The organism is Shewanella sp. SG41-3 (genome assembly GCF_014164545.1).
Taxonomy (GTDB): Bacteria; Pseudomonadota; Gammaproteobacteria; order Enterobacterales; family Shewanellaceae; genus Shewanella; species Shewanella vesiculosa.
Genome location: NZ_JACJFJ010000007.1, coordinates 104,847 through 127,746, shown reverse-complemented (window position 1 = coordinate 127,746; position 22,900 = coordinate 104,847). Strand labels below are relative to the sequence as shown.

The following is a 22,900-nucleotide window of genomic DNA, read 5'->3' as shown; positions in this document are numbered from 1 at the left end:
TACACGCTACAGCAACATAAACCCTGCAGAGGGTAAATTATTCACCGACTTCCCACTTCACAGTCGTATGGCCATCGGCATGACCTAATAATGGGGTTAAATAATCTAATGCTTCTTTAGCTAACACATCTAATTGCCAAGGTGGGTTAATGACCCATAAGCCAGCAGCTGTCATGCCAAACTCGTCACTGTCAGCGCTAACGGCTTGCTCAATACGCAACTGTTTTTTAATTCCGCTGTTTTTTAGCAAGGTTAACATAGCTTCTGTTTGCTCACGTTTTACCACTGGATACCATAAAACAAATGTTCCAGTTGCAAAACGTTTATGAGCTTTAATAATGGTTTCAGCCACATCCTGATAGTCAGTTTTCATTTCATAGCTGGGATCAATTAATATTACTCCACGGCGCTCTAATGGAGGAACCGCGGCAATTAATCCTTTTAAACCATCGCCTCGAATGACTTTTACTTGCTTGTCGTCAATGAAATAATTTTCCAGTAACTCGTGGTCAGTAACATGCAGTTCGTGCAATACCATACGATCTTGTGGACGCAGTTCGACATCGACAATCGCAGGTGAACCAGGGTAAACCGTTAATTCACCATCAAATTCAGCGTTAAAGTGCTTTACTGTCTCAACGTAATCAGCCAATGCCGTAGGTAAATTTGCGTGGTCCCATAATTTAGCCACGCCGTCTAAATACTCGCCCGTTTTCTGAGCAAACTCATCGGTCAATGAGTAGGCGCCGGCACCTGCATGAGTATCGATATACACATAAGGTTTATCTTTTTTCTGCATCGCTTTTAATACTTGAATAAGCATTGAGTGCTTAAGCACATCGGCATAATTGCCTGCATGATAACCGTGGCGATAACTGAGCATGGGCATTTCCATTTACTAAATGAGACAGCAAAAACTGTGTAATAACGACATTATAAGTTTTCTAGCGCGCGAGGTATAGGTGTTCACTGGTGATGGCTTTTGGCATAATGGCGTAGTTTCTTATATTGGCATGGTAATCATCTTGTTGCAGACACCTATCTTCTTTAATCAGCAGTATCCTTCATTAGTCGATATTGCCCAGCGCTGGCAGCTTGTGTGGGACCAGCATGCTGCTTTTGAATTGCGCTTTGAGCAAAACTGCCTAAGTTTGCATAAACGAGATGAGCCTAAACTAGACGGCATAAGTGTTGATTTTGTTTCTGGTGCGGTTGCTCATCGGCGCAAGTTTGGTGGCGGGCGAGGTCAATCTATCGCCAAAGCGGTTGGATTAAAACAAGGCTTAACGCCAACGGTTGTGGATGGAACTGCCGGCTTAGGCCGTGATGCATTTGTATTGGCCAGCCTAGGTTGTAAAGTCATTATGGTTGAACGAAACCCTGTAGTTGCCGCGCTACTCGAAGACGGTTTACGCCGCGCGTATGATGATGCTGAAATTGGCCAATGGATGCATGAGCGTATGAGCTTGTTCCATGGTTCTAGCCTGAATGCATTAGCCGATGCGGTGAAAACGAGCACTAACGTCAGCGAGATTGATGTGGTTTACCTTGATCCCATGTACCCACACCGTGAAAAGTCAGCGCTGGTAAAAAAAGAAATGCGAGTATTCCAAACCTTAGTTGGGGCTGATCTTGATGCCGATGGATTACTGGCACCTGCTATCGCATTAGCCACCAAACGTGTTGTTGTAAAACGCCCTGATTACGCTGAGGATTTAGACGGTGTAAAGCCGCATTCTGTGATTGAAACTAAAAAAAATCGCTTCGATTTATACATCAAATCCGCGATGAAATAGCATCAAGTCGAACATCGAATATTAGTGTTTTAGGTTGTCGCTGAACCCATACATTGACATAATGCACCCATAGTTTGACAAATTTAACCCATTCAATGACATAAAATGGTTTTTGTAATTATATTACAAAAACCATTTTCTTTAATATCAGTATCTTGAGCGATTAATAACCCATACATTGACAAATTTTTGCATATTAGTACACTAAACGTACTTTATTCGTGCGAATTTAACTCATGTATATAAGAAGCTTACGCAAACCATCACCGAACAAAAACGTATTTAAATTCGCTAGCGCAAAAGTTAGTGAAACGATAATGTGTGAGAGTTCATTGGAGTTTGATGCGTGCTTTCATCATGAATATAATGATTGTATAGATGTGTTTGGTAGCCAGCCTGAAGGGTTTTATTACGATTTTGAGGGCAAAAGATTGCCCTATACACCTGATGCGATAGTTCACTTTATCGATGGGACTGTAAAGTTCCATGAATACAAACCTTATAGCAAAACATTCGATCCAATCTTTAGATCTAAATTTGTAGCCAAGAAAGCGGCCGCTCAGACCTTGGGAGCAGATCTTATCTTGGTAACAGAACGTCAAATCCGCGTAAATCCTATTCTAAACAACCTTAAAATATTGCACCGCTATTCAGGTATCTATGGCTTAAATACTATTCAAATTGAATTGCTTAAGCTTATAAAACGAACAGGAAAAATAAGTGTAAATGATGTCGCAATAAAACAATCATTATCATTAGGTGAGGCTAGGTCATATCTTTATTCTCTGATACATAAAGGATTAATCAAGACCAACTTAAACCAGGATGATCTTACTTGTAACCCTTCGGTATGGTGCATTGAATGATGGACTTCGAGGATGAATTCAGTGAGTCTGAATTAGTTAAGAAGCCCGATACACCTATTCAATATGTGAAATTAGACGATGTAGGGTTAGTGAGGCGAGATTTAGATACCTTCCCTGAATTTTTAAGAGACAAAGCACTCGATAAATACCAGCTCATTGCTTTAATCGAAGAAACAATCACTGGTGGATGGACTCAAAAAAATTTAGACCCAATTCTTGATACACTTTTTACTACAAACATGGACAAGCGACCTAACTGGCGAACGTTAGTCCGTTGGCGTAAAAGCTACATTGACAGTAACGGCGATCTTGCATCATTAGTCGCTAAACGCCATAAAATGGGCAACAGAACAAGTCGAGTTCAGGGTGATGAAGCATTTTTTGAGCAAGCACTGACTCGTTTTTTAGATGCAAAAAGACCTAAAGTATCTACAGCATATCAATACTATAAAGACGCGATAACCATTGAGAATGAAAACATTGTTGATGGACAAATTCCTATCATTTCTTACAAAAGCTTTAATCAAAGAATAAAGTCACTACCTCCTTATCCTGTTGCAGTGGCGCGGCATGGTAAATTTAAAGCAGATCAATGGTTTGCTTATTGCTCATCACATATACCCCCAACGCGAATATTAGAGCGTGTAGAAATTGATCACACACCACTTGATCTAATCCTGCTTGATGATGAGTTATCTATCCCACTAGGCAGGCCTTATTTAACCTTAATCATCGATGTTTTTAGTGGTTGTGTTTTGGGGTTCCACTTAAGTTATCGCTCGCCCTCATATGTTTCAGCAGCCAAAGCAATCGTGCATGCAATAAAACCAAAATCATTTGAAGGTCTTAATATCGAACTTCAAAATGAGTGGCCTTGCTTTGGTAAATTTGAAAACCTCGTTGTGGATAATGGAGCTGAGTTTTGGTCAAAAAGTTTAGAGCATGCCTGTAAAGAAGCCGGTATAAACATTCAATATAATCCCGTTCGCAAACCTTGGTTGAAGCCATTTGTAGAGCGTTTCTTCGGGATGATAAACGAATGCTTTTTAACTGAGTTACCTGGTAAGACTTTCTCGAATATCCTTGCAAAAGAGGACTATAAACCTGAAAAAGACGCCATTATGCGCTTTTCTACCTTTGTTGAAGAATTCCATCGTTGGATTGTGGATATATATCATCAAGATTCAAACTCACGCGAAACGCGTATCCCCATCAAACAGTGGCAACATGGCTTTGATATTTACCCGCCATTAAAAATGAGCACAGAGGACGAACAGCGATTCACTGTTTTAATGGGTATTTCAGATGAGCGTACTTTAACCAGAAATGGCTTTAAATTTGCAGATCTAATGTATGACTCAACGGCATTGGCTGATTATCGTAAACGCTACCCACAAACTAAAGACACAATAAAAAAACTGATTAAAATCGACCCTGATGATCTATCAAGTATCCATGTATATCTTGAGGAATTAGGCGGTTATCTTAAAGTCCCCTGTACTGACAATAGTGGTTATACCAATGGCTTGAGCCTCCATGAGCATAAGGTGATTAAGCAAATTAATCGTGAGGTGATTCGGGAAGGCAAAGATAATTTGGGGCTAGCTAAAGCCCGTATGGCAATTCATGCGCGAGTTAAACAAGAGCAAGAAGCATTTATTGCATCCAAAACAAAAGCTAAAATTTCAGCAGTAAAAAAACAGGCTCAGTTAGCCGATATCAGCAATACAGGTCAAGGGACGATTAATTTAAATACAGAGGAGCTAAACTTATTTTTACCTAATAAATCAGAAACTAAACAAATCAATGTTTTTGATAATTGGGATGATGATTTAGAGGCTTTTGAATGAAGACCTTGAGTTCTGCTCAGATTGAGCAATTACAAATATTTAGTGACTGCATTGTGCTTCATCCACAAGTTAAAACCATTTTTAACGATTTTGATGAGTTAAGATTAAATCGTCATTTTCAATCTGATCAACAATGCATGCTATTAACGGGTGATACCGGTGTAGGCAAAAGCCATCTGATAAATCACTACAAAAAACGTGTCTTCGCTAGCCAGAATTACAGTCGTCAATCCATTCCTGTATTAGTGAGCCGTATATCCAGTGGAAAAGGGTTAGATGCAACTTTAACTCAAATATTAATGGATCTTGAGTTGTTTGGTAGTCACCAAAGAAAAAAGCGTGGTTATGAGACTGACTTGACCAAAAAGCTTGTCGTTAGTTTGGTTAGGGCAGAGGTTGAGCTGCTTATCATCAATGAGTTTCAAGAGTTGATAGAGTTTAAAACCGTTCAAGAACGACAATTAATTGCAAATGCATTGAAGTATATAAGCGAAGAAGCCAAGGTGCCTATTGTGTTAGTGGGTATGCCATGGGCAGTGCAAATTGCAGAAGAGCCGCAATGGTCATCTCGGTTAATACGCCGAAGAAAGCTTGAATATTTTAGCCTTCAAAAAGACAGTAAGTATTTTCGTCAATATCTTATGGGATTGGCGAAATACATGCCATTTAACGAACCGCCAAAACTTGAAGCTACACATACCACAGTCGCATTATTTGCTGCATGTAGGGGTGAAAATAGAGCGTTAAAACACCTATTAACAGAGTCATTAAAAATAGCCTTAATGGATAATGCTATAACTCTGGATAATCAATATTTAGTAGCAGCATTCAATAAATTGTGCTTATTTGATGACGTCGGTAATGAGCAAATACAGTTAAAAGATAATCCATTCACTCTGCCGATAGAGCAAATCAAAATATCTGAAATAACACGATATTCCACTTACAATCAAAACGCATTAGCGAGTAACGAGATGCTATCTGCAAGGCTATTTTCAGTCCCTGTTGCCTTAACTAAGTTACTGAGTAAATAAGCCATTCAGAACTAATGCTGCCCATCATTCTTTAAGGCGCTTAAACAAGCCTCTACTGCTTTAATCTTTCCTATAAACATATAACTTTGATTTCGAGCTTCGACAATTCGTGGGTAAATTTTTTGCTCCATATTGGGTAGTTTATTGAGCAGTTTTTTTAGCTCTTCAGCTTCACTGGTTGAGCTAATGAGATCGAATTGGTATTGATGAAGAGTAGTATTGAGCAGATTGGAATGACTTGACACCTTACTAGTCCTTGGGCGGCCTATTGATTTAATATTATTATTTGTTGCTTGTAGGCGCGTTTTATCGAAAAAGCAGGTTTTATGATAAGTCGCTATTTTATCTTGATTATTTCTATGTAAAAAATTCTGCTTACACAGTTTACGTAATGTTCTATGAATCAACTGTCCCGCATCTCTATTACTGACTTGCGGACAAAAAATTAGATATCTTTTTTTTAAGTCATTAACCGTTGTTTGTTCAAAATTCTCATCGATTAAAACGTTAAATAATACTTCATTAATACAGATCATTGATTTAGACACAATACTTACCAATTGTTAGTTATTTCAATAGTTAACATAATTTCTCATGACTTAAATTGTCATAAAATCTTATCTTTCATCTTCAGGGAAATAGCAAGTTATAGCCAATGTATTGGTTATAACTTGACAACAAGACCTAAAAGACTAAGGATTACTTAGTATACCTTAAGGGGAAAAACTAAGACAATCTAAGTTATCTAGGAATCAACAATAATGAACTCGTGTCAGAAAAACAGATCAACCCGCTGCCGCATAGGCTCAAGCAAGCTCGAACAGCTAAAGGCATTAGCCAGAAGCAACTTGGCATTCAATTAGGAATGGAACCAGGTACGGCAAGTGCACGCATGAATCATTACGAAAAAGGCAAGCATACTCCTGACTACACCACCTTAAAGGCCATGGCTGATGAGCTAGGTGTACCTGTGGCTTACTTTTTTTGTGAGTCAGAAAGCACAGCAGAATTGCTGTGCTTACTTGAGAATATGAGTGAAGAGGAAAAGATAGATTTAGTTAAAAAAGTTAAAATGGATAAACCTATAAGTTAAACTAAATCGGTTGATACCTCATTTTTCATTCTGTCCCAAAAGTCAGCATCTAGTTCTTTGATTTCTATAACCCTTTCTGTTTGCATGCCAAGGCTGTAGTCATAAATATATTTTGCAAGTTGCACCCCATCAATTAAAACAAGGTTTGTACTGCCATTGAGGCTTGTTGCGTATTCAGAAGCTCCCTTAGTAAAGCGTGAAGTCGTAATGAAAACACCTTTGTTGGATTGCGCAACTGCTAAAGCCCCTACAAAGTTTTGTATATTTTCACGGCTAATACTATTTTCTCTAGCATATCGCTTGGCTTGAATATGAATGCGGCCAAACCCCAACACATCTTCTTTAACGACACCATCGATGCCACCGTCATTACTTGATTGAGTGACAAATCCTGAATTCGATACTTGATCCCCATAACCCATCTTTCCTAATAATTTGACAACTAAATGCTCAAATTCAGTGGGTGTTTTACTTAGGATAGTGTCTAAAATCAATTCGTATCTAGATTCTAGTATTTCACTAAATGCAATATCTAATGCCTCTGAAGGCGTTGAGTCTATTAGCTTTTGACTTTCTGTTTCTCTATAGGCATTTGAGTTGTCGAGGCGCTCGTTCGATACATGTTCATTCTGTCTTTTATCTTTATTAAGCAAACGTTTCCTAGCATCAACTTCTTTAACTAGTGGATATATTTTGTCTTTACGATCAAGATAAGTTTGACCTAGTTTGGTTATTTGATAAAAGCCTCTTTTGGGGCGTTCAACTAATTTTGCTCTACCAAGTGCACTTAATGCCCAAGTGACCCTATCCAAGAAAATAGCACCATTTCCCGAATCATACTCGGCTTCAACTTCCTCTTGTGAAAGCCCCATAATATGTGCAAGTGGTGCTTCAAGTGAACGCCAATTCATTGCTTCATTCTTAGCAAGTAACTCAAGGGCTACGGGCATAATTTCATTAAATTTTGGAATGGTCATTTTGATAACTCTTGCAAGAATGATTATTGGTCAGCCAGACTAACGGCTACTGCAATATTTTTAATTAATATTTTCCCATTTCAACTTCAAATGTTGATGTATGAGATTTCAATACATGGTCAGTATTTCTATATAGTTGGTGCAATATAGCTATTACATCATGATCAACGGCTGAATACTCTGCAGGTCTAATACAATTATCAATAATCAACGTTGAATACACTTGAAAATCTTTGTGATCTAGGTTTCTCATTCTTCTGAGGACTATATCGAGAAAGTAGTCTTTTTGATGGTTATCCATTTTGTCTGATTTAATGATCTTTCTAAGCATGCTTCCAAGAGTTTTCGCTGCCCAGTACTCAGGATAATGTTGAGGGTTCTTAAAAGGCTTAGGCTGATTAATTACATGTTCCACAGCGCCAACCCATCTGTCACATGCTGAAAATAGGTTATAAATGAGGTAGTCATATCTAGATGGAAACTCTCTATCCATATCGACTTCTGAGCTACGATCAAGACTGTTTAGAATTCCGCCTATAAAGGAGTCACAGTACATCAACCACATGTGGTCTTTATACCTTTGGGAAATAGCCTGAGAAATCATCACTTCAAAGAAGCAAGTGCCAATAAAAATTGGGCTCTCCCAACGACTTTCACCTTCAGAAAATCTGTCATTAGGTTGATTATAAAAGTCATCTTTCCCTTTATGAGCTTTTATATATTCCAATACATAATCACCAATCGGTTTATACATACTTAACTTGTGAGCAATTGAGATGTCTTTCAAGTAAAAATTCAACAACGCGTTACTTTCATCTAAGTAATATTCTCCAGTATAGGAGCAATTTTGATTATCTCGTAACTCACGATATAAGGGGCTAGAAGACTTAGAAATAAGAGCTTCAAATAAAATTTTAGTATATTCATCATGATCTCGAAATCTTAATTCTGATGCTTTAGCTGCAACAATTGGATATCCTTCTGTTAAGAAAATCACAAAAGATTTTGATTTTAGAATACGAGACAGCGACACTTCCACAACGTCCTGTGTCTTACAATTAGCCGGAAAAAGTTTGGTAAGTTGTAGCCGAAAATAGTCTGCAAAGGGGTGATAGACATTTTTCTTAGATATAAATGTCGGAGAAAAAATGGCTCTTGGCGGGTGAAGAGCATTATGTGCCTGTACATACCAGACTTCAGTATCGATTATCTCAAAGATTTGATTGTGATACTTTTCTAAAAGGAAACCTAGCTCAGTAAATTTTTTCTCACGTAGTAATCTTTCGGATGAACAGGCCCACAACTCAAAATTGCTAGTAGGGATCTTATTTCCTAAGACTTTGTAGATAAATAACAAAATCAATATAGTTAAGCAAGAAAATGACATGGTTTCTTCGTCAAAACCCCAATACCACCCAATGGGCTCGATTACCTTAAAACTAAGGATCACAGGAGAATAAATTACTATCAAAATAGCCCCTATTAAGCCTATAACCATTAGATAGTCAAATTTAGAGACTCGAAGTTTAAAATCTAACCTTTTTATATCAGATAATAAGCTGTAACCAGCAACCAGAAGTGCTAATACTGTTAGAAAACCGTTAGCGCCCACTTAGTAATCCCCATACAAATGCTTCTGAAATCCAATAAAGGTATCTCGAATAATTAAAGGTGTGCCTAGCTCGGCTATGGCGTCATTGATGTTGTTGTATTTCAGGTCCAACAAGCTGCGCATCTTTTTGGGTGAAAGCTCATCTTCACCATCTTCGATGTATTTACTCAAGATGAAGTTGATAAACTCTTGTTGTTTATAATCCCCAAACGACTGCACGATAGCGGGTCTAGCGTTGTTGGCTCGCTCCTGTCTTGTGTGAACCTCACTGGCAAACGCGACATACTTCAGTACATCGTATACATCGCTTTGCTTAGCATCGATGAGGTCTTTCATCCCTTCAAGCTTTTCGTGGTCGTAACCGGCTTCTGAGAGGTTTAACAATAGTTGTTCACGGGTATCTGGATTGCTCCATATTGCGCGTAAATGATCTTCATCTTTGAAGAACTGCGGCATATCGCCAAATAGGCTTTCAACTAGTTCTTTACCGGTAACAGGTTTACCACCATGCCAGTACATAACGGATGAAATATGTAATATTTGCCGCGCTTTGCCGTCAGACAGTTTAATCACTATTTTTTCAGTGCTGCCGCAAGTACATGGTTGGTTACCGCATTCACCACAAGGCTCTGGTTGGCAGATGCAAGGGCTTAAGCCGCATTTGGTACATGGTGGTTGCTCGCAAGTGCAGGGCTCGTTCCCGCACTCAGCACATGGCTCGTCAGGGCAGTTGCAAGGTGTAAAGCCACAAATTGAACAGGGTTCAGGTTGGCAAACACAAGGGCTTTCATGGCATGTTTCACAAGGTGGCGTTGGTTCCGGTTCGCCGTCCCATTCAGGATCGGCAAAATTATGATGGGCTTTTACAAAGTCGTAAATGGTAAAAAAGTCCTTACCATCATATAGCCGAGTGCCACGACCAATAATCTGCTTAAACTCAATCATGTTATTACAAGGGCGCATTAACACAATATTACGCACATTACGGGCATCAACACCGGTAGACAGCTTGCGCGATGTGGTTAAAATCGTCGGAATGGTCTTCTCGTTATCCTTGAATATTTCTAAATCTTTCTCGCCGTCTTTACCGTCATTAGCCGTGATGCGAACACAATAATTTGTATTGGTCGTCCAGCCTTTTTGCCTAGCGTATTGATTAATTTCATCGCGTACTTTTCCCGCATGTTCTTGTGTGGCGCAAAACACAATGGTCTTTTCTTTTGGATTAAATTTATCCATCCAGTAATGCACACGTTTTTGCTCGCGCACGGGGATGGTAATAATACGGTTAAAGTCGCCTTCTCTATAAAGCTTACCAGGCTCTGGATCACCTTGTATAACAACACCATCACCAGGGGTATAAACATACTCATCCATGGTGCCGACAATGGGGTAAACCTTAAACGGAGTTAAAAAGCCATCATTAATGCCTTGTTTGAGGGTGTAGCTGTAAACCGCATCGCCAAAGTAAGCGTAAGTGTTGGTGTTGTCGGTACGCTTAGGCGTGGCCGTTAATCCGAGTTGAACAGCAAGTGAGAAATGCTTAAGAATGTCGCGCCATGAGCTTTCATCATTCGCACCACCGCGGTGACACTCATCAATGATAACTAGGTCAAAAAAGTCAGCTGGGTAGTGCTTGTAATAAGCATCGTCGTCTTGGGTTATTTCACCGTCTTCTTTTTCTTCAATATCTTTGTTTGGTCCACTCATAAATGTGTGGAAGATGGTAAAAAAGATAGAGGCATTTTTAGGCACACCGCCACGCTTACGAATATCTGCAGGTGTCATGCGCACCAGCGCATCGTCACCAAAAGCGCCAAAATCGTTAAAGGCTTGGTTGGCCAACACATTGCGGTCGGCTAAAAACAATATTCGTGGACGTTTCTTTGCTGCACTTGGGTGCTTTTGCGCTGGTAAGCTCCAGCGACTTTGAAATAGCTTCCATGCAATTTGAAAGGCAATACAGGTTTTACCTGTGCCTGTTGCTAAGGTTAATAATACCTTAGGTTTGCCTTTGGCTATGGCTTCTAAGGCATTGTTGATGGCGTTTTCTTGATAATAACGAGGCTGCCAATCACCTTTACACTCAAAAGGAATTTGCGCAAAACGTTCGCGCCAAATAGGTGTGTAGTTTGGTTCGGTTGCGTTAGCATCGGTACTAAATGCAGGATCAAAGGCTAGCGCCCATAGCTCATCAGGGCTTAAAAAGCGCTCTACTAGTTCCTCTACACCACTGGCCATATCGATTTGATATATCTCACGGCCATTGGTGGCATAAGCAATACGGCACTGTAATCGTTGGGCATAGTCTTTTGCTTGGCGCACGCCTTCGGTATAGCTTAACTGTTCTTTTTTCGCTTCAACGGCGGCTAGTTTACGGCCACGGTATTCCAACACATAGTCGCTGCTGAGACTTGCTGCACGTTTGCCACCACCAATAATGCGCCCTTGAGTAATGGTTACCTCACGGCGAATGAAGCTCGCATCAATTTCACCCCAGCCAGCCTTAACGAGCTTGGGGTCAATCAAGTTGGCTCTGGTATCGGCTTCATTCATCGGCATAGCTATACATCCTTATTGGCTAATTTCCATTATTAACAACTTACTAGTTAAGCAATACTCTTACTTAATTCGCCAGCAAAGGCTTTTTGCAGAATTGATTTTTTTAGTTCATCTAGATAGAGCAATTTTTGACTATAGAAACCTTCTAACTCCAGCGACTTTTCTTTAAGGCAAAATAATTTCTGTGCAATAATTCTTTGCTCGTTTATATCGTTTGGTAACGAGACTGTTATCACCTGCATTTTTTTGGGTGAAGTATGTCTAACTTTGGCTCCACTAGCCGTTTCTTGTACTTTAGATCTAAAGTGCTTGGTATTAAAAAGGTGAAATAAGAACTCCATACTAACTTTACCTTCAAACTCTGATGTTAGCTCAACAAGCCCTAAACGTTGATTGTGTAAGAAAATATCATCATCAGGTACCAAGGCTGGAGATCCGAGTAAACCAACTGCTTGTTCGGTCATTGCAACTAAAAGCGAGTTTTTAGTTAGCAAAAAATCTTTCGGGAATGGACCATCGTAATATTTTTGTTTATTACCACGATCTTTATACCCCCCCTCTTCAAAAAAATTACCAGGTGTCAGTAGCACCAAGTCTGAGTTCTCGGTGAAATATTCACTTTTAAAAGCAAAGCCATGTTTAAAATTACAGATACTTCCAAGTGGGTATTCTATCCATCCATCTCCACGCTGACTAAATATCTGCTGTAAATAGCTTTCAAATAGTTCTCGGGCATTTTTAAGGTTTTGTTCTGTCTTAGCACGAGCTTGTTCAATATCAGCAAAGGCTTGGTCGAGAATGGTGACGATGCGCTTTTGTTCAGGAATTAAAGGTGTTGGAACTTCAATTAAGCCAAGATTTTTTCGGCTTATACGTTTTCTTGTAGCACCAGAAGTTAGTGATTCAACCATACCCAGGTAGTAGCTTGACTGGGAAAAATAGTTAAAAAATTCTGGAAGCATGTATTTCTTATTAAATCTTACAATTGAACAATCAACTGCAGTGATCATCCTTTCGCTAGTCTTAGGGACAATACATGAACGTCCTACAGGGTCTGGTAGGCGAGAAATTAAACAGTCGCCTTCGAAAATTTCAAAACATTTCAGTTCTACAAATTTATTTTCTGAAATAAATCGTGCATTATCACGTCTATTTTTAAATTTCCCTACACCAATGTTACCTGTTTGAATTAAACGTACACCTTGTGACGATTGATCTTTGCTTTCAATCCAATTTCCATCAGTAAAAACTTCACATAAAGATTCGAGTTTTTGAATTGACCAACTCATAATAACTCCCGAATATTAGCCAGAATAGCTACGCTTTCTTTATCCAGTGCAATGATTTCTTCAATAATCGCTTGGGGTGAGCGCAGTGTGACTTCTTCTTCGACATTTGGGTTTTTAACTGACAGATCCCAGGCTGTTGGATCGAGCTTGGATACATCCAATGACCAAGACTTATCCGAGTTTTTAAATGCAGCTTGGAGCTCAACAAACTCTTTCAGGTCGTTGTCATTAAGCGGGTTAGTTTTGCCAAGACTACGCCCTGGTTCGAGTTGGTAGAACCAAGTGCTTTGAGTCGGCTCGCCTTTGGTAAAAAACAACACGACGGTTTTAACCCCTGCACCTAAAAAAGTTTTAGCTGGGCAGTCTAGTACCGTATGTAAGTTGCAGTTTTCTAACAGCTCTTTACGCAGGGCGATGGCGGCATTGTCTGTGTTACTTAAAAAGGTATTTTTGATAACAATAGCGGCGCGACCACCTGGCTTTAGGGTTTTAATAAAGTGCTGCAAAAACAGGAAGGCAGTTTCACCGGTTTTAATCGGGAAGTTTTGCTGCACCTCTGGGCGCTCTTTGCCGCCAAAAGGTGGATTAGCTAAGATAATATCGTGCTGGTTGCTTGGTTGTATGTCTGCCAAGTTTTCGCCCAAGGTATTGGTGTGCAATACGTTGGGTGCTTCAATGCCATGCAAAATCATGTTCATGATGGCGATAACATAGGCCAAGGATTTTTTCTCTTTGGCGTAGAAGGTGCTTTCTTGCAGTATTTTTAAATCACTGGTTGAAAGTTGCTTCTTCTCGCGGCCGCCTTGGCGCAAATAATCAAATGCTTCACATAAAAAGCCTGCCGAACCCGCAGCACCATCGTAAATGGTTTCACCTATTTGTGGCTTTACAACGTCAATCATGGCGCGAATAAGTGGCCTTGGGGTGTAGTATTCGCCGCCATTTCGACCAGCATTACCCATATTTTTAATTTTGGTTTCGTACAGGTGTGACAGCTCATGAGTGGCATCTTGTGAACGGAAACTTAGTTGGTCGACTTTTTCTAATGCATCACGTAATGAGTAACCACTTTGAATTTTATTTTTAATTTCGCCAAAAATTTCACCAATTTTATATTCAATGGTGTTAGGGCTTTCTGCACGTTGCTTAAAGCCTTTTAGATAAGGGAATAGCTCACCGTCGACGTAATCCATTAGGTCATCACCGGTTAGGGTATTGTTGTGGTCAAAGTTGCCGTCAGCGTCTTTTGGCGCAGCCCATTTACTCCAGCGATGGTCTTCATCGATGATGTATTGATACTCCTGACCCATTAGCTGTGCTTCAAGTGATTTTGCATACTCTAAGTCATCAAGGTATTTAAGAAACAACATCCATGATGATTGCTCGGTGTAATCTAGCTCGCTAGAACAACCTGCGTCTTTATGAAAAATGTCATCGATGTTTTTAAATGTTTGTTCAAACATATGTAATTTATACCTATTGCAATATGGTACTAGCAGCAAGATTTGACTTTGATGTTAGTGAAATATGGTTTGCCCTGGCGCTTTATAAAAGAGATTAAAATGTGTAAATAAAGCGATGATTTAGGGTGTTTAGTGCTTAAAAAAGGCACATAACAATAATGGAATTCATCTTACCAACTAATTTGCAGTAAGTGATGGTTTTTGGTCAAGTTTTTCAAATAATTTATTGTCACTATTTCATAGTACTTAAGTATGTTTTGAATCGTTTATTGCACACCAATTGTATTTTTGATGATTGCTATACTTCCAATGCTATCGATGTAACATAATTGTTTCTTGTAATTTTAGATAAAGGCTTATAAGTTAAGCTAAGACTTCCTTAGTTTTGGTGTGGTATGGCTTTTCTATTTTCACCTAAATCTCGTGCGTTTATTGATGAGTCGCTTGAAAGTTATTTACTGCGGGTAGTGGCAGAGAACTTTTTTGATTCATATGAGCAACTCAGCCTAGCTATCCGTGAAGAGCTGCATGAGCTTGATTTTGAAGCCCATGGTGCTTTTCCTATCGATTTAAAACGCCTTAATGTTTACCACGCCAAACATAACAGCCATTTTAGAATGCGAGCATTAGGTTTGCTTGAGTCTTTGCTTGGCTTGCCGCAATTCGAAATTCAGAAATTGGCTTTGTTAAAGTCAGACCGTACGGTTATTGGCTTATCTGCTGTACACAAAAATGGCGTTGATATTCCACTGAGTTTTATTCGTTATCACTCCACTATGGGAACTGATGCGATACCTGTTTGCCCCCATTGCTTATCTGATGAACCTTATATTCGGCAGATATGGCATTTAACCCCCATAGAGGCATGTGCAAAGCATAAATGTCAGCTGTTGCATCAGTGTCCTGAATGCTCAATTCCCATTAACTACATAGAAAATAAGTCGATTAGCCACTGTGTTTGTGGTTTTGAATTCGCAAAAGGGTGTGTAAAGCCTGCCAGTAATGATGAAGTAGAATTAGCGACTAAATTGATGAGCGATAAGGAGGATGAAAACTCATTATTTAAGTCAGTATCAATATCTCAACGTTTTGCTAGCTTGGCTTGGTTTCAGCGGCGGTATCTTAAAAATGAAGATTTCCCGTTTAATGCCGCAGTAACCTACTTTAAAGCTTGGCCTCAAAATGTATTCGATGAATTAAATCTTATGACTTTGAATGCTGATAATAAGTTGATTGATTTGTTTAACCGCACTTCCTTTCGGTTTATTTATGGTGAGTTAATTATGGGCCTGCCGCATATCTACCGCGATGAAAAAGAAACTCACTTTATTCGGCAAACAGTGTTGGAATTTTTAAGTCGTTTAGTTGCTGCGCATCCTAAATCGAAAAAGCCTAATGTTGCCGATATGCTGGTGAGTATTAGTGAAGCGGCTGTGATTTTGGGAACAACCCATGAACAAATTTATCGTTTGTATCAGGACGGAGTATTAAGCAGCTCGTTTAGACATAAAATGAAGTATCGAATTGATCCTCAAGCGGTTATTTTTTATTTAAGACAGGTTGTTGAATATAAAAATAGCTTTGGTTCATCAGACCAAAGGATGTATGTATCAGCATGGTAATTAAGCATTTAAGTGAGCTGTTACAAATTAAAGAGCTTGATGAGCGGACAGAAGCGATAAGGCGTAGTTTTAGCTCATTTACTGACAGTGTCGATGTGACAGGATGTGAAAAAGAAGCGCTGATCATTCTAGTAAACTTAACCTTCCCTAAAAAAACAGTGAAAGACGTATTAGATAAAAAGCATGCCAAAGCAACGCTGAAAGATGAATACCACCTCAATGAATGCATTAAGCAGGTTGAGTGGTTTCATACACACAACTTAAAATATCCTGATATCCGTGTGAGTAAGCAGCGGTTAATTGCTAAGCCTATAACGCCTCAACGACAAGTGCTAAGTAGTGCAGACTGTAGCCCTAGCTTAGGTTGGGCTAACAATAGCGCTAAAATAAATTTCGCTAAATTATTAGTGTGTCATTTTTATTGGCAAGGCCGATTAGTTTGTCTTGCCAATATCTTTTGTGATGCGATATCTAAAGAATGGTTGTTGGCATTTAAAGCATTGGGTATCTCAGCTAAGTCGCTGAATGTGATTAGTGCCCAAGTTCAACTAAGACTACCGCAGAGTGAGCTACCTTCTTATGTTGATAAACACTCAACTCAAGTATTGATGCCTTATCGTGATGGATATGCCGCAATCACTCCAGTTGCTAGCCATGCTGTGCAAGCTGAACTGCATCAAGCGGCTTCTCGGCGCGATGGGCAATTTATGAATTTAAATCTTACTCGTCCAGCAGCCGTTAGCGAATTAGTTGCCGGTGTCGGAGGGACAGTGAGAGTGTTGAATTACCCGCCACATATCTCTAGTAATCAATTCAGTCTACATGAATCTATGATTGCAAAATTAGAGCGAGATGAGAGTTTATTTGATCGTTATTCACTGATTAAAACAGATTTTATAAAGGCGCTTGATCGCCTACTGAATATCAATTTTGAACTTGCTATGAAGCAGCGTCGGTTGCTGAAACTAGCCAGTTTGAAGCAAATCAGAAAATCACTAGCTTTATGGCTTTCTGTCATTATTGAAGGCAGGCAAGTTATTAAAGAGGGGAGTTTTAGTATAAAAAATGCCACCAGTAATGGGCAAAAAATTGAATGGCAGCTATTAAATACCTCTTGTGAGGATTGGATTGAGTTGCTTGTACCATTGTTTAATCATCTAAATATAACGCTATCCCACAGCCATAAAACTAAACAATACGCTTATCACCCTCATTTAATGCAGCCTTTAAAAACGCAATTACTTTGGGTTTTGAAGCAGCTATCTAGTTCAAAGAAAGAACCAACTATTACTGAAGAAGATATACCTCATCGTTATTTGTACCTTAAAGGGATCACGGTTTTTGATGCACAGTTGTTATCTAATCCATACTGCTTTGGTGTGCCTTCGTTAACCGCTGTTTGGGGGATGATGCATAATTACCAACGAAAGCTTAATGCAATGTTAGGAACGAATATTCGATTCACTTCTTTTGCTTGGTTCATTCGTCAGTTTGATTATGTAAAAGGGACTAAATTGCCTGAGTTTTCGATGCAAGGTGCAAAGGGTAAGGAGTTTCGTCGACCAGGCCTAACAGATAGTCGCAATGGTGATTTAACTTTTGATTTAGTGATTCATTTAGATGGGTTTGAGCATGAGTTGCAGGAAATAGAGCAGAATTCATCTGCACTTGAGGCTTGTTTTCCTTCTCGCTTTGCTGGAGGGACAATGCATGGGCCTTCATTAGAGGCTAGTCTTGATTGGTGCAAATTGTATCGTAATGATGATTTACTTTACTCACAGTTAAGCCGTTTACCTGCTAATGGGAAATGGATTATGCCCACTCATTACTCCATACTGAATGTGAATGAATTGATGTTTTTGTTGAACGAAAATTCAGCACTCTGTCCGATTATGGCAGGTTATTTATTACTAGAAACACCTGAAAAAAAGGCCGGTGCAATAGCCTCTTTGCATAGTTATAGTGAACCTGCGATTGGACTTGTGTCCTGTGATTCTGCTATTGATATAAGGCTACGGGGCAAGTTTAATTTTTATAAACGTGCTTTTTGGATGCTTGATGTTAAAGATCATTATATGTTGATGAAAAGAATCTGAGGACACTTTGATGGAGTTGAGTAATTTTTTTAAATACGAGCGCTCGTTACATCCAGGTAAGGCTGTTTTTTATTACAAAACAACAGAGTGTGACTTTGTACCTTTAGAGGCTGAAGTTACACGTATTCGAGGCCAAAAAGCAGGCTTTGCTGAAGGTTTTACTAATGATTTTTTACCCAGAAATTTAGCTCCACAAGATCTCGCTCATTGTAATCCATTAGCGATAGAAGAATGTTATGTCCCACCAAATGTAGAGCATCTTTACTGTCGATTTTCACTAAGAGCTCAAGCTAATTCAATAAGCCCCGCTGCATGTAATAGTCCTGAAGCTATAGCGCTTTTAACATCGATTACTGAACAATTTAACCGTAGGGGAGGCTATAAAGAGCTAGCAATACGTTACTGTAAAAACTTACTTCTTGGTACTTGGCTGTGGCGTAATCAAAACTCGGGGAACACCACTATTTTGGTTAAAACCAGTTTAGGTAACTCTTATGAAATCGCTAATACAAGAGGTTTAGCTTGGGAAAGTCAGTGGCCAAAAGAAGATTTACTTACATTAAATCAACTAAGTGATGAGTTGTGTGTAGCCTTAACTGATCCAAGCGTTTATTGGCATGCGGATATAACGGCAAAAATAAGTACTACTTTTTGCCAAGAAATTTATCCCAGTCAAGTTTTTAATCTTAAGGAAAATAAGGTCGATGTGACTAAAGTGTTTTCTAAGGTTAAATGCGTTGATGGTCGACAGGCAGTTAGTTTTAATTCGGTAAAAATTGGTGCTGCATTGCAGTTAATCGATGACTGGTGGGGAGATGATTCAAAACGCTTAAGGGTGCATGAGTATGGTGCAGATAAAGAGTTGAATATTGCTCGACGCGGCCCTGACTCTACACTCAATTTTTATTCCATCATTGTTAATGCCGAGAAATATTTAACTGAGTTAAATGAAAATAATGAAGTAAATCCTGATGTTTATTATTTAATAGCCGTTTTGATTAAAGGCGGCATGTTTCAGAAAAAAGCTAACTAGATACGGTGATGCAATGAAACGTTATTATTTTATGATTCGGTTTTTACCTAAAGAGGCCAATCTCGAGTTGCTTACAGGCCGTTGTATTTCTGTTCTACACGGTTACGTAAGTAAGCATGACATAACAGGTTTAGGCGTGAGTTTTCCGGCTTGGTCTGATACGTCAATTGGAAATGCTGTTGCGTTTGTTCACAGTGATACAGCAATATTAAATGAGCTGAAAAAACAGTCCTACTTTCAAGACATGCAAGAATGTATTTTTTTTGAGATTAGTCAGGTTGAAATAGTTCCAAATGACTGCCGTGAAATCAGATTTAAACGCAACCAAGCGATCGCTAAGTTGTTCGTTGGTGAGGCAAGGCGACGATTAAAACGTTTGGAAAAACGGGCAATAGCGAGAGGCGAGATTTTTGAACCTAGTAAAAATACTGAGCCAAGAGATCTTGATGTTTTTCATCGAATTGCAATGACTAGTCAAAGGACCAAGCAAGATTATATTCTACATATTCAGAAGGTTGTGGTCGAGAAACGGTATGAGCCATTATTTAATAGTTATGGTTTTGCCACTAATAAGTTACTTAGTGGGACCGTACCTGAATTATCATTCTTAACAAACAAAGTTTAACCTTTTATTTTAAATTATTGTTACTATATGATTTTTATATATTTATCATATTTGGCTTTTTAGTGATTGATCTTATACCATTTTATTTGGTAAGTTTATTGTGACCTGCCGAATAGGCAGCTGAAAATTATTTCCGTGTTAGATGGTTGTCGGTGTTTGAGTGACCTGCCGAATAGGCAGCTGAAAATAAAAACAATCGTTTCGATTTTTAAGTTAAATCGGTATCTGCCGAATAGGCAGCAAAGCCTCCTCTTGTGTTACTGAGAGGAGGCTTTTTTATTTATGGAGCGGAAGACATATAAAATAGCATTGCACGGTTATGAGTTAGTCATTTAGTTGTATCTCAGTCACCCTTGCTGTGTTTGTGTGGTTTTAAATCTGGGTGTTCTTTCTTTTTTTCTTCTGTAACTCTTTGCCTTTTATCAGATGTGCCATCTTCATTTTTTCTTTTAGGTCCGGGTTTGATTGGCATAATTAATTCCTTTTAATGTATTAGTGTACAAAATTTATTCAATATATTAATTGTCAAAAACTTTACCGAGCATAGGGGCCGTCTCGTATTTTAACCTAAGAAAGAGATTCTTTTAGCTTCTCAATCATCTCATGATTTGTTAGCTTAAATTTATAAAAACGCTTCAAACCTTCCTTGTTATCGAGTTCTATTTGTTTTTGATTACGATCATCGATATACCATTTCTTTTTCGTTATCCATATAAAAGCTTCTCGCTCTGAAGTAAATAACTCGTCTTGCTCTTGAGGGATACCAAAGTCTCTTCTGATCTGAGCCTTATTCTCTTCGCTTAAAGACTCATGTAGTTTAAGAATTAGGGGCAGTCTAAGATTCCAAGATTTATCATGACCTAACCCTTCATGGCCTAGCCTTTTCTTTTCTTTACTTTGAAACTCTTCTACTACATTCATAGATCTAGCGAAATGAAAGTTTTTAAACTTATCCGATTTGGTTTCGGTTCTGTCGTATGCTCTAAACATCCATTGTGAGCCATCATACAAAATAGCAAGTGGCATCAAAGTTCTTGTTTCATGGTTGCTGCTATGTTCAGAAAAGTAGTTACAACTTATGGCATATTCTCCAGCAATAGCACGAGTTATCATTGCAACTTCAGATATATTTAGTCGGTTTGGTATTACGCCAACTTTTTCGAATGGAAGCACTGTGTTGTTTGTAAGCTTGTTCTTATTAAAGCCATTAGCTAGCATTCCCAGCGCGGTTTCACCATCAATGGATATCAAAGGAGAGAAACTCTCTCTTATTATAGTATTAACTTTTTGAGCTTTGTTCTCTGGCTTTGCTACACCATATTCAGTTAACACTCGTGACGCAGCTGCCTCTGCTATCCCGAAAGTTTCACCTAAGTCTAGACGACTAATGTGACCTGTAAATCTTAGTTTAAAATCAACATAAGCAAGCCGTTCATTTATCGAGCTGTTTATTGTGTTGCTATTTTTATCTGTATTCATGTGCAACTCCTTTTCACTATTCTATAAAAATAGCATAAAAGACTATAATTCACCATGATACGGTCCTATTAAAGTTGTTGAAAAGATTTAATCGATCTTTTTGATGGATCGATTCGATCCATTGGGTTGACTTGAACTATTCATTAGGTTAAGATAGTTGTATATTGCGATGTAACCATTTATAAGGAATAAATATGAAAAAATAGATAAAAAAAAAGCAAACCATATATGGCTTGCCTTAATTTTGGGATCAGTAAAAACTTACTAAACCGGTGTAGGAACCACAGTATCTTTTGAAACCCCCTCCAAGTCAAGCTTTAACCCAAAGTTCAAAATCCAATTCCCTATGGAGGGAAAAGTAATGCCAAAATTTATCGTGTCAGTAAAAATAAATAATGAGTTAGTCAAATTAAAGTCTGGATTATATAAGGGTTCTGATTTGATAGCTTTAACCACATTAGATGGTGAGGAACGGCTTTATCTAGACTTGAAGGGAGATGTTGATATCCCTGTACTTGACAGTGACTTGATTGAAATTCAGGGTGATGAGGTCTTTTCTGTAGGCAACTCAAATATACCTGATTGCCCTAACCTAGTTAATAGTCATTCAATTAACATTAATGGTTCTGACATCATCGAAACTTCGAACTCGAAGCTTTGTGGTTCTGCGTTAAAGCAGCTTTTACATGATGATATTTCAAATAAAGTGATTTATTTGGAGCTTAAAGGTGTTCCTGATTACTTACTCCGTGATGATGATCGCTTGATAATCAGTAAACCCAGCAAGTTCCTTCTTGTTAATCAGTCAAATTCTGATGCTGATATTCCTGACTTAGAAGATTGTGCTTGTGGTCACAATCAGCCTGATAAGCACCAAAAGTATAAAATTAAAATCGATAAAACCAAGTATAAGGTGGAGTATCCAAGACTAACTGGACGTGAAATTCTTGGCTTAGCTGGTTATGACGAATCACGATATTTATATCAAAAATTTGTTGGTGGTGAGAGACGGCAGATTGAACTTGATGAAAAAGTTGATTTCACTGAGCCTGGAATTGAACGGTTTCATACTATGAGATGTGAACATCAAGAAGGACTTCAGCAATCTAGGAAACACTTCACTCTACCTGAGGAAGATGTTGAGTTCTTGAATTCACTCAACCTTGATTGGGAATGTGTCGCTGAAAATGGTATCAAAAGAGTAGTTATCCATAGCTTCCCACTACCAGAGGGATACAATTTGAGTCGTGTAGATGTCAACATACAGATTCCAAATAGCTATCCAACTGCGCAAATAGACATGGCCTATTTTTATCCTGCTATATCTAGATCCGATAATAAACTTATAGGTGCTTTATCAGAGGATACTTTCGATGCAAGAATTTGGCAGCGTTGGTCTAGGCATAGAACAGCTTCAAATCCTTGGCAACCAGGTATAGATAACGTTGCGACTCATGTTGCATACATTCAAAGCTGGTTTACTCAAGAACTCTTGAAGTAGGG

19 protein-coding genes are annotated in these 22,900 nt (G+C 38.7%); 10 read left to right on the top strand and 9 right to left on the bottom strand.

From position 1 onward, the window contains the following. Positions 1-37: 37 nt before the first annotated feature. Positions 38-883 (bottom strand): 23S rRNA (adenine(2030)-N(6))-methyltransferase RlmJ, encoded by an 846-nt coding sequence (locus H5164_RS14645; protein ID WP_124016746.1) that lies wholly within the window; start codon positions 881-883, stop codon positions 38-40. 130 nt (positions 884-1,013) lie between these two features. Here H5164_RS14645 and H5164_RS14640 point away from each other — a divergent pair, with 130 nt between their 5' ends. From H5164_RS14640 to H5164_RS14625, 4 genes are all read left to right on the top strand, one after another. Next, positions 1,014-1,796 carry a class I SAM-dependent methyltransferase gene (locus H5164_RS14640; protein WP_182698301.1) on the top strand — a complete coding sequence of 261 codons (783 nt, stop codon included), beginning with the start codon at positions 1,014-1,016 and terminating at the stop codon, positions 1,794-1,796. Between the two features lie 332 nt (positions 1,797-2,128). Continuing rightward, positions 2,129-2,662: a TnsA endonuclease N-terminal domain-containing protein gene (locus H5164_RS14635; protein ID WP_259396819.1), complete on the top strand. Its 534-nt coding sequence runs from the start codon at positions 2,129-2,131 to the stop codon at positions 2,660-2,662. After that, positions 2,659-4,512: a Mu transposase C-terminal domain-containing protein gene (locus H5164_RS14630; RefSeq protein WP_182756862.1), complete on the top strand. Its 1,854-nt coding sequence runs from the start codon at positions 2,659-2,661 to the stop codon at positions 4,510-4,512. The genes H5164_RS14635 and H5164_RS14630 overlap by 4 nt, the downstream gene beginning before the upstream one ends. Beyond that, the gene (locus tag H5164_RS14625) at positions 4,509-5,546 is read left to right on the top strand and encodes a TniB family NTP-binding protein (RefSeq protein ID WP_182756859.1); all 1,038 of its coding nucleotides are present in this window, start codon (positions 4,509-4,511) and stop codon (positions 5,544-5,546) included. Before H5164_RS14630 ends, H5164_RS14625 begins: the two co-directional genes overlap by 4 nt. 11 nt (positions 5,547-5,557) lie before the next feature. Here the strand turns inward: H5164_RS14625 and H5164_RS14620 are convergent, their stop codons facing one another. Beyond that, positions 5,558-6,094 carry a hypothetical protein gene (locus H5164_RS14620; protein WP_182756857.1) on the bottom strand — a complete coding sequence of 179 codons (537 nt, stop codon included), beginning with the start codon at positions 6,092-6,094 and terminating at the stop codon, positions 5,558-5,560. Between the two features lie 221 nt (positions 6,095-6,315). On the opposite strand from H5164_RS14620, the gene H5164_RS14615 reads away from it, so the two are divergent. Beyond that, entirely contained in the window at positions 6,316-6,639 is a 324-nt protein-coding gene (locus H5164_RS14615) for a helix-turn-helix domain-containing protein (protein WP_182756855.1), read from the top strand. Here the strand turns inward: H5164_RS14615 and H5164_RS14610 are convergent. From H5164_RS14610 to H5164_RS14590, 5 genes are all read right to left on the bottom strand, one after another. Continuing rightward, complete coding sequence (locus H5164_RS14610; protein ID WP_182756852.1) at positions 6,636-7,616, bottom strand: restriction endonuclease; 981 nt, start codon at positions 7,614-7,616, stop codon at positions 6,636-6,638. The genes H5164_RS14615 and H5164_RS14610 overlap by 4 nt on opposite strands. Before the next feature lie 64 nt (positions 7,617-7,680). Next, a complete protein-coding gene (locus H5164_RS19955) occupies positions 7,681-9,228 on the bottom strand; it encodes a hypothetical protein (protein ID WP_220492714.1) in 1,548 nt (515 codons plus the stop codon). Then, positions 9,229-11,790: an EcoAI/FtnUII family type I restriction enzme subunit R gene (gene hsdR / locus H5164_RS14600; RefSeq protein ID WP_182756850.1), complete on the bottom strand. Its 2,562-nt coding sequence runs from the start codon at positions 11,788-11,790 to the stop codon at positions 9,229-9,231. A 47-nt stretch (positions 11,791-11,837) separates the two neighbouring features. Further along, on the bottom strand, positions 11,838-13,079 hold the full coding sequence (locus tag H5164_RS14595; RefSeq protein WP_182756849.1) for a restriction endonuclease subunit S: 1,242 nt from the start codon (positions 13,077-13,079) through the stop codon (positions 11,838-11,840). Then, on the bottom strand, positions 13,076-14,542 hold the full coding sequence (locus H5164_RS14590; RefSeq protein ID WP_182756847.1) for an N-6 DNA methylase: 1,467 nt from the start codon (positions 14,540-14,542) through the stop codon (positions 13,076-13,078). The genes H5164_RS14595 and H5164_RS14590 overlap by 4 nt, the downstream gene beginning before the upstream one ends. Positions 14,543-14,937: 395 nt before the next feature. On the opposite strand from H5164_RS14590, the gene H5164_RS14585 reads away from it, so the two are divergent. The 4 genes from H5164_RS14585 (at position 14,938) to cas6f (ending at position 19,918) form a co-directional block, all read left to right on the top strand. Continuing rightward, entirely contained in the window at positions 14,938-16,164 is a 1,227-nt protein-coding gene (locus H5164_RS14585; RefSeq protein ID WP_182756844.1) for a TniQ family protein, read from the top strand. A 158-nt stretch (positions 16,165-16,322) separates the two neighbouring features. Then, positions 16,323-18,260, top strand: coding sequence for a type I-F CRISPR-associated protein Csy2 (locus H5164_RS14580; RefSeq protein ID WP_310736189.1), 1,938 nt, complete (start codon positions 16,323-16,325; stop codon positions 18,258-18,260). A gap of 10 nt (positions 18,261-18,270) precedes the next feature. Continuing rightward, entirely contained in the window at positions 18,271-19,293 is a 1,023-nt protein-coding gene (locus H5164_RS14575) for a type I-F CRISPR-associated protein Cas7f/Csy3 (RefSeq protein ID WP_182756996.1), read from the top strand. Between the two features lie 13 nt (positions 19,294-19,306). Continuing rightward, positions 19,307-19,918 (top strand): type I-F CRISPR-associated endoribonuclease Cas6/Csy4, encoded by a 612-nt coding sequence (gene cas6f, locus H5164_RS14570; RefSeq protein WP_182756841.1) that lies wholly within the window; start codon positions 19,307-19,309, stop codon positions 19,916-19,918. A 343-nt stretch (positions 19,919-20,261) separates the two neighbouring features. On the opposite strand, the gene H5164_RS20085 is transcribed toward cas6f, so the two are convergent. After that, a complete protein-coding gene (locus H5164_RS20085; protein WP_259396818.1) occupies positions 20,262-20,390 on the bottom strand; it encodes a hypothetical protein in 129 nt (42 codons plus the stop codon). A gap of 95 nt (positions 20,391-20,485) precedes the next feature. Then, positions 20,486-21,397, bottom strand: coding sequence for a WYL domain-containing protein (locus H5164_RS14565; protein WP_182756839.1), 912 nt, complete (start codon positions 21,395-21,397; stop codon positions 20,486-20,488). A gap of 361 nt (positions 21,398-21,758) precedes the next feature. Here H5164_RS14565 and H5164_RS14560 point away from each other — a divergent pair, with 361 nt between their 5' ends. Beyond that, positions 21,759-22,898, top strand: coding sequence for a multiubiquitin domain-containing protein (locus H5164_RS14560; protein WP_182756837.1), 1,140 nt, complete (start codon positions 21,759-21,761; stop codon positions 22,896-22,898). The last annotated feature ends 2 nt before the right edge of the window (positions 22,899-22,900 follow it).

Excerpts from the sequence above, each read along its gene's own strand:
- H5164_RS14610 (WP_182756852.1), bottom strand. The coding sequence starts at position 7,616 with ATGACCATTCCAAAATTTAATGAAATTATGCCCGTAGCCCTTGAGTTA.
- H5164_RS14595 (WP_182756849.1), bottom strand. The coding sequence starts at position 13,079 with ATGAGTTGGTCAATTCAAAAACTCGAATCTTTATGTGAAGTTTTTACT.
- H5164_RS20085 (WP_259396818.1), bottom strand. The coding sequence starts at position 20,390 with ATGCCAATCAAACCCGGACCTAAAAGAAAAAATGAAGATGGCACATCT.
- H5164_RS14590 (WP_182756847.1), bottom strand. The coding sequence starts at position 14,542 with ATGTTTGAACAAACATTTAAAAACATCGATGACATTTTTCATAAAGAC.
- H5164_RS14585 (WP_182756844.1), top strand. The coding sequence starts at position 14,938 with ATGGCTTTTCTATTTTCACCTAAATCTCGTGCGTTTATTGATGAGTCG.
- cas6f (WP_182756841.1), top strand. The coding sequence starts at position 19,307 with ATGAAACGTTATTATTTTATGATTCGGTTTTTACCTAAAGAGGCCAAT.
- H5164_RS14560 (WP_182756837.1), top strand. The coding sequence starts at position 21,759 with ATGCCAAAATTTATCGTGTCAGTAAAAATAAATAATGAGTTAGTCAAA.
- H5164_RS14565 (WP_182756839.1), bottom strand. The coding sequence starts at position 21,397 with ATGAATACAGATAAAAATAGCAACACAATAAACAGCTCGATAAATGAA.
- H5164_RS14575 (WP_182756996.1), top strand. The coding sequence starts at position 18,271 with ATGGAGTTGAGTAATTTTTTTAAATACGAGCGCTCGTTACATCCAGGT.
- H5164_RS14625 (WP_182756859.1), top strand. The coding sequence starts at position 4,509 with ATGAAGACCTTGAGTTCTGCTCAGATTGAGCAATTACAAATATTTAGT.
- H5164_RS14645 (WP_124016746.1), bottom strand. The coding sequence starts at position 883 with ATGCTCAGTTATCGCCACGGTTATCATGCAGGCAATTATGCCGATGTG.
- H5164_RS14640 (WP_182698301.1), top strand. The coding sequence starts at position 1,014 with ATGGTAATCATCTTGTTGCAGACACCTATCTTCTTTAATCAGCAGTAT.
- H5164_RS14630 (WP_182756862.1), top strand. The coding sequence starts at position 2,659 with ATGATGGACTTCGAGGATGAATTCAGTGAGTCTGAATTAGTTAAGAAG.
- hsdR (WP_182756850.1), bottom strand. The coding sequence starts at position 11,790 with ATGCCGATGAATGAAGCCGATACCAGAGCCAACTTGATTGACCCCAAG.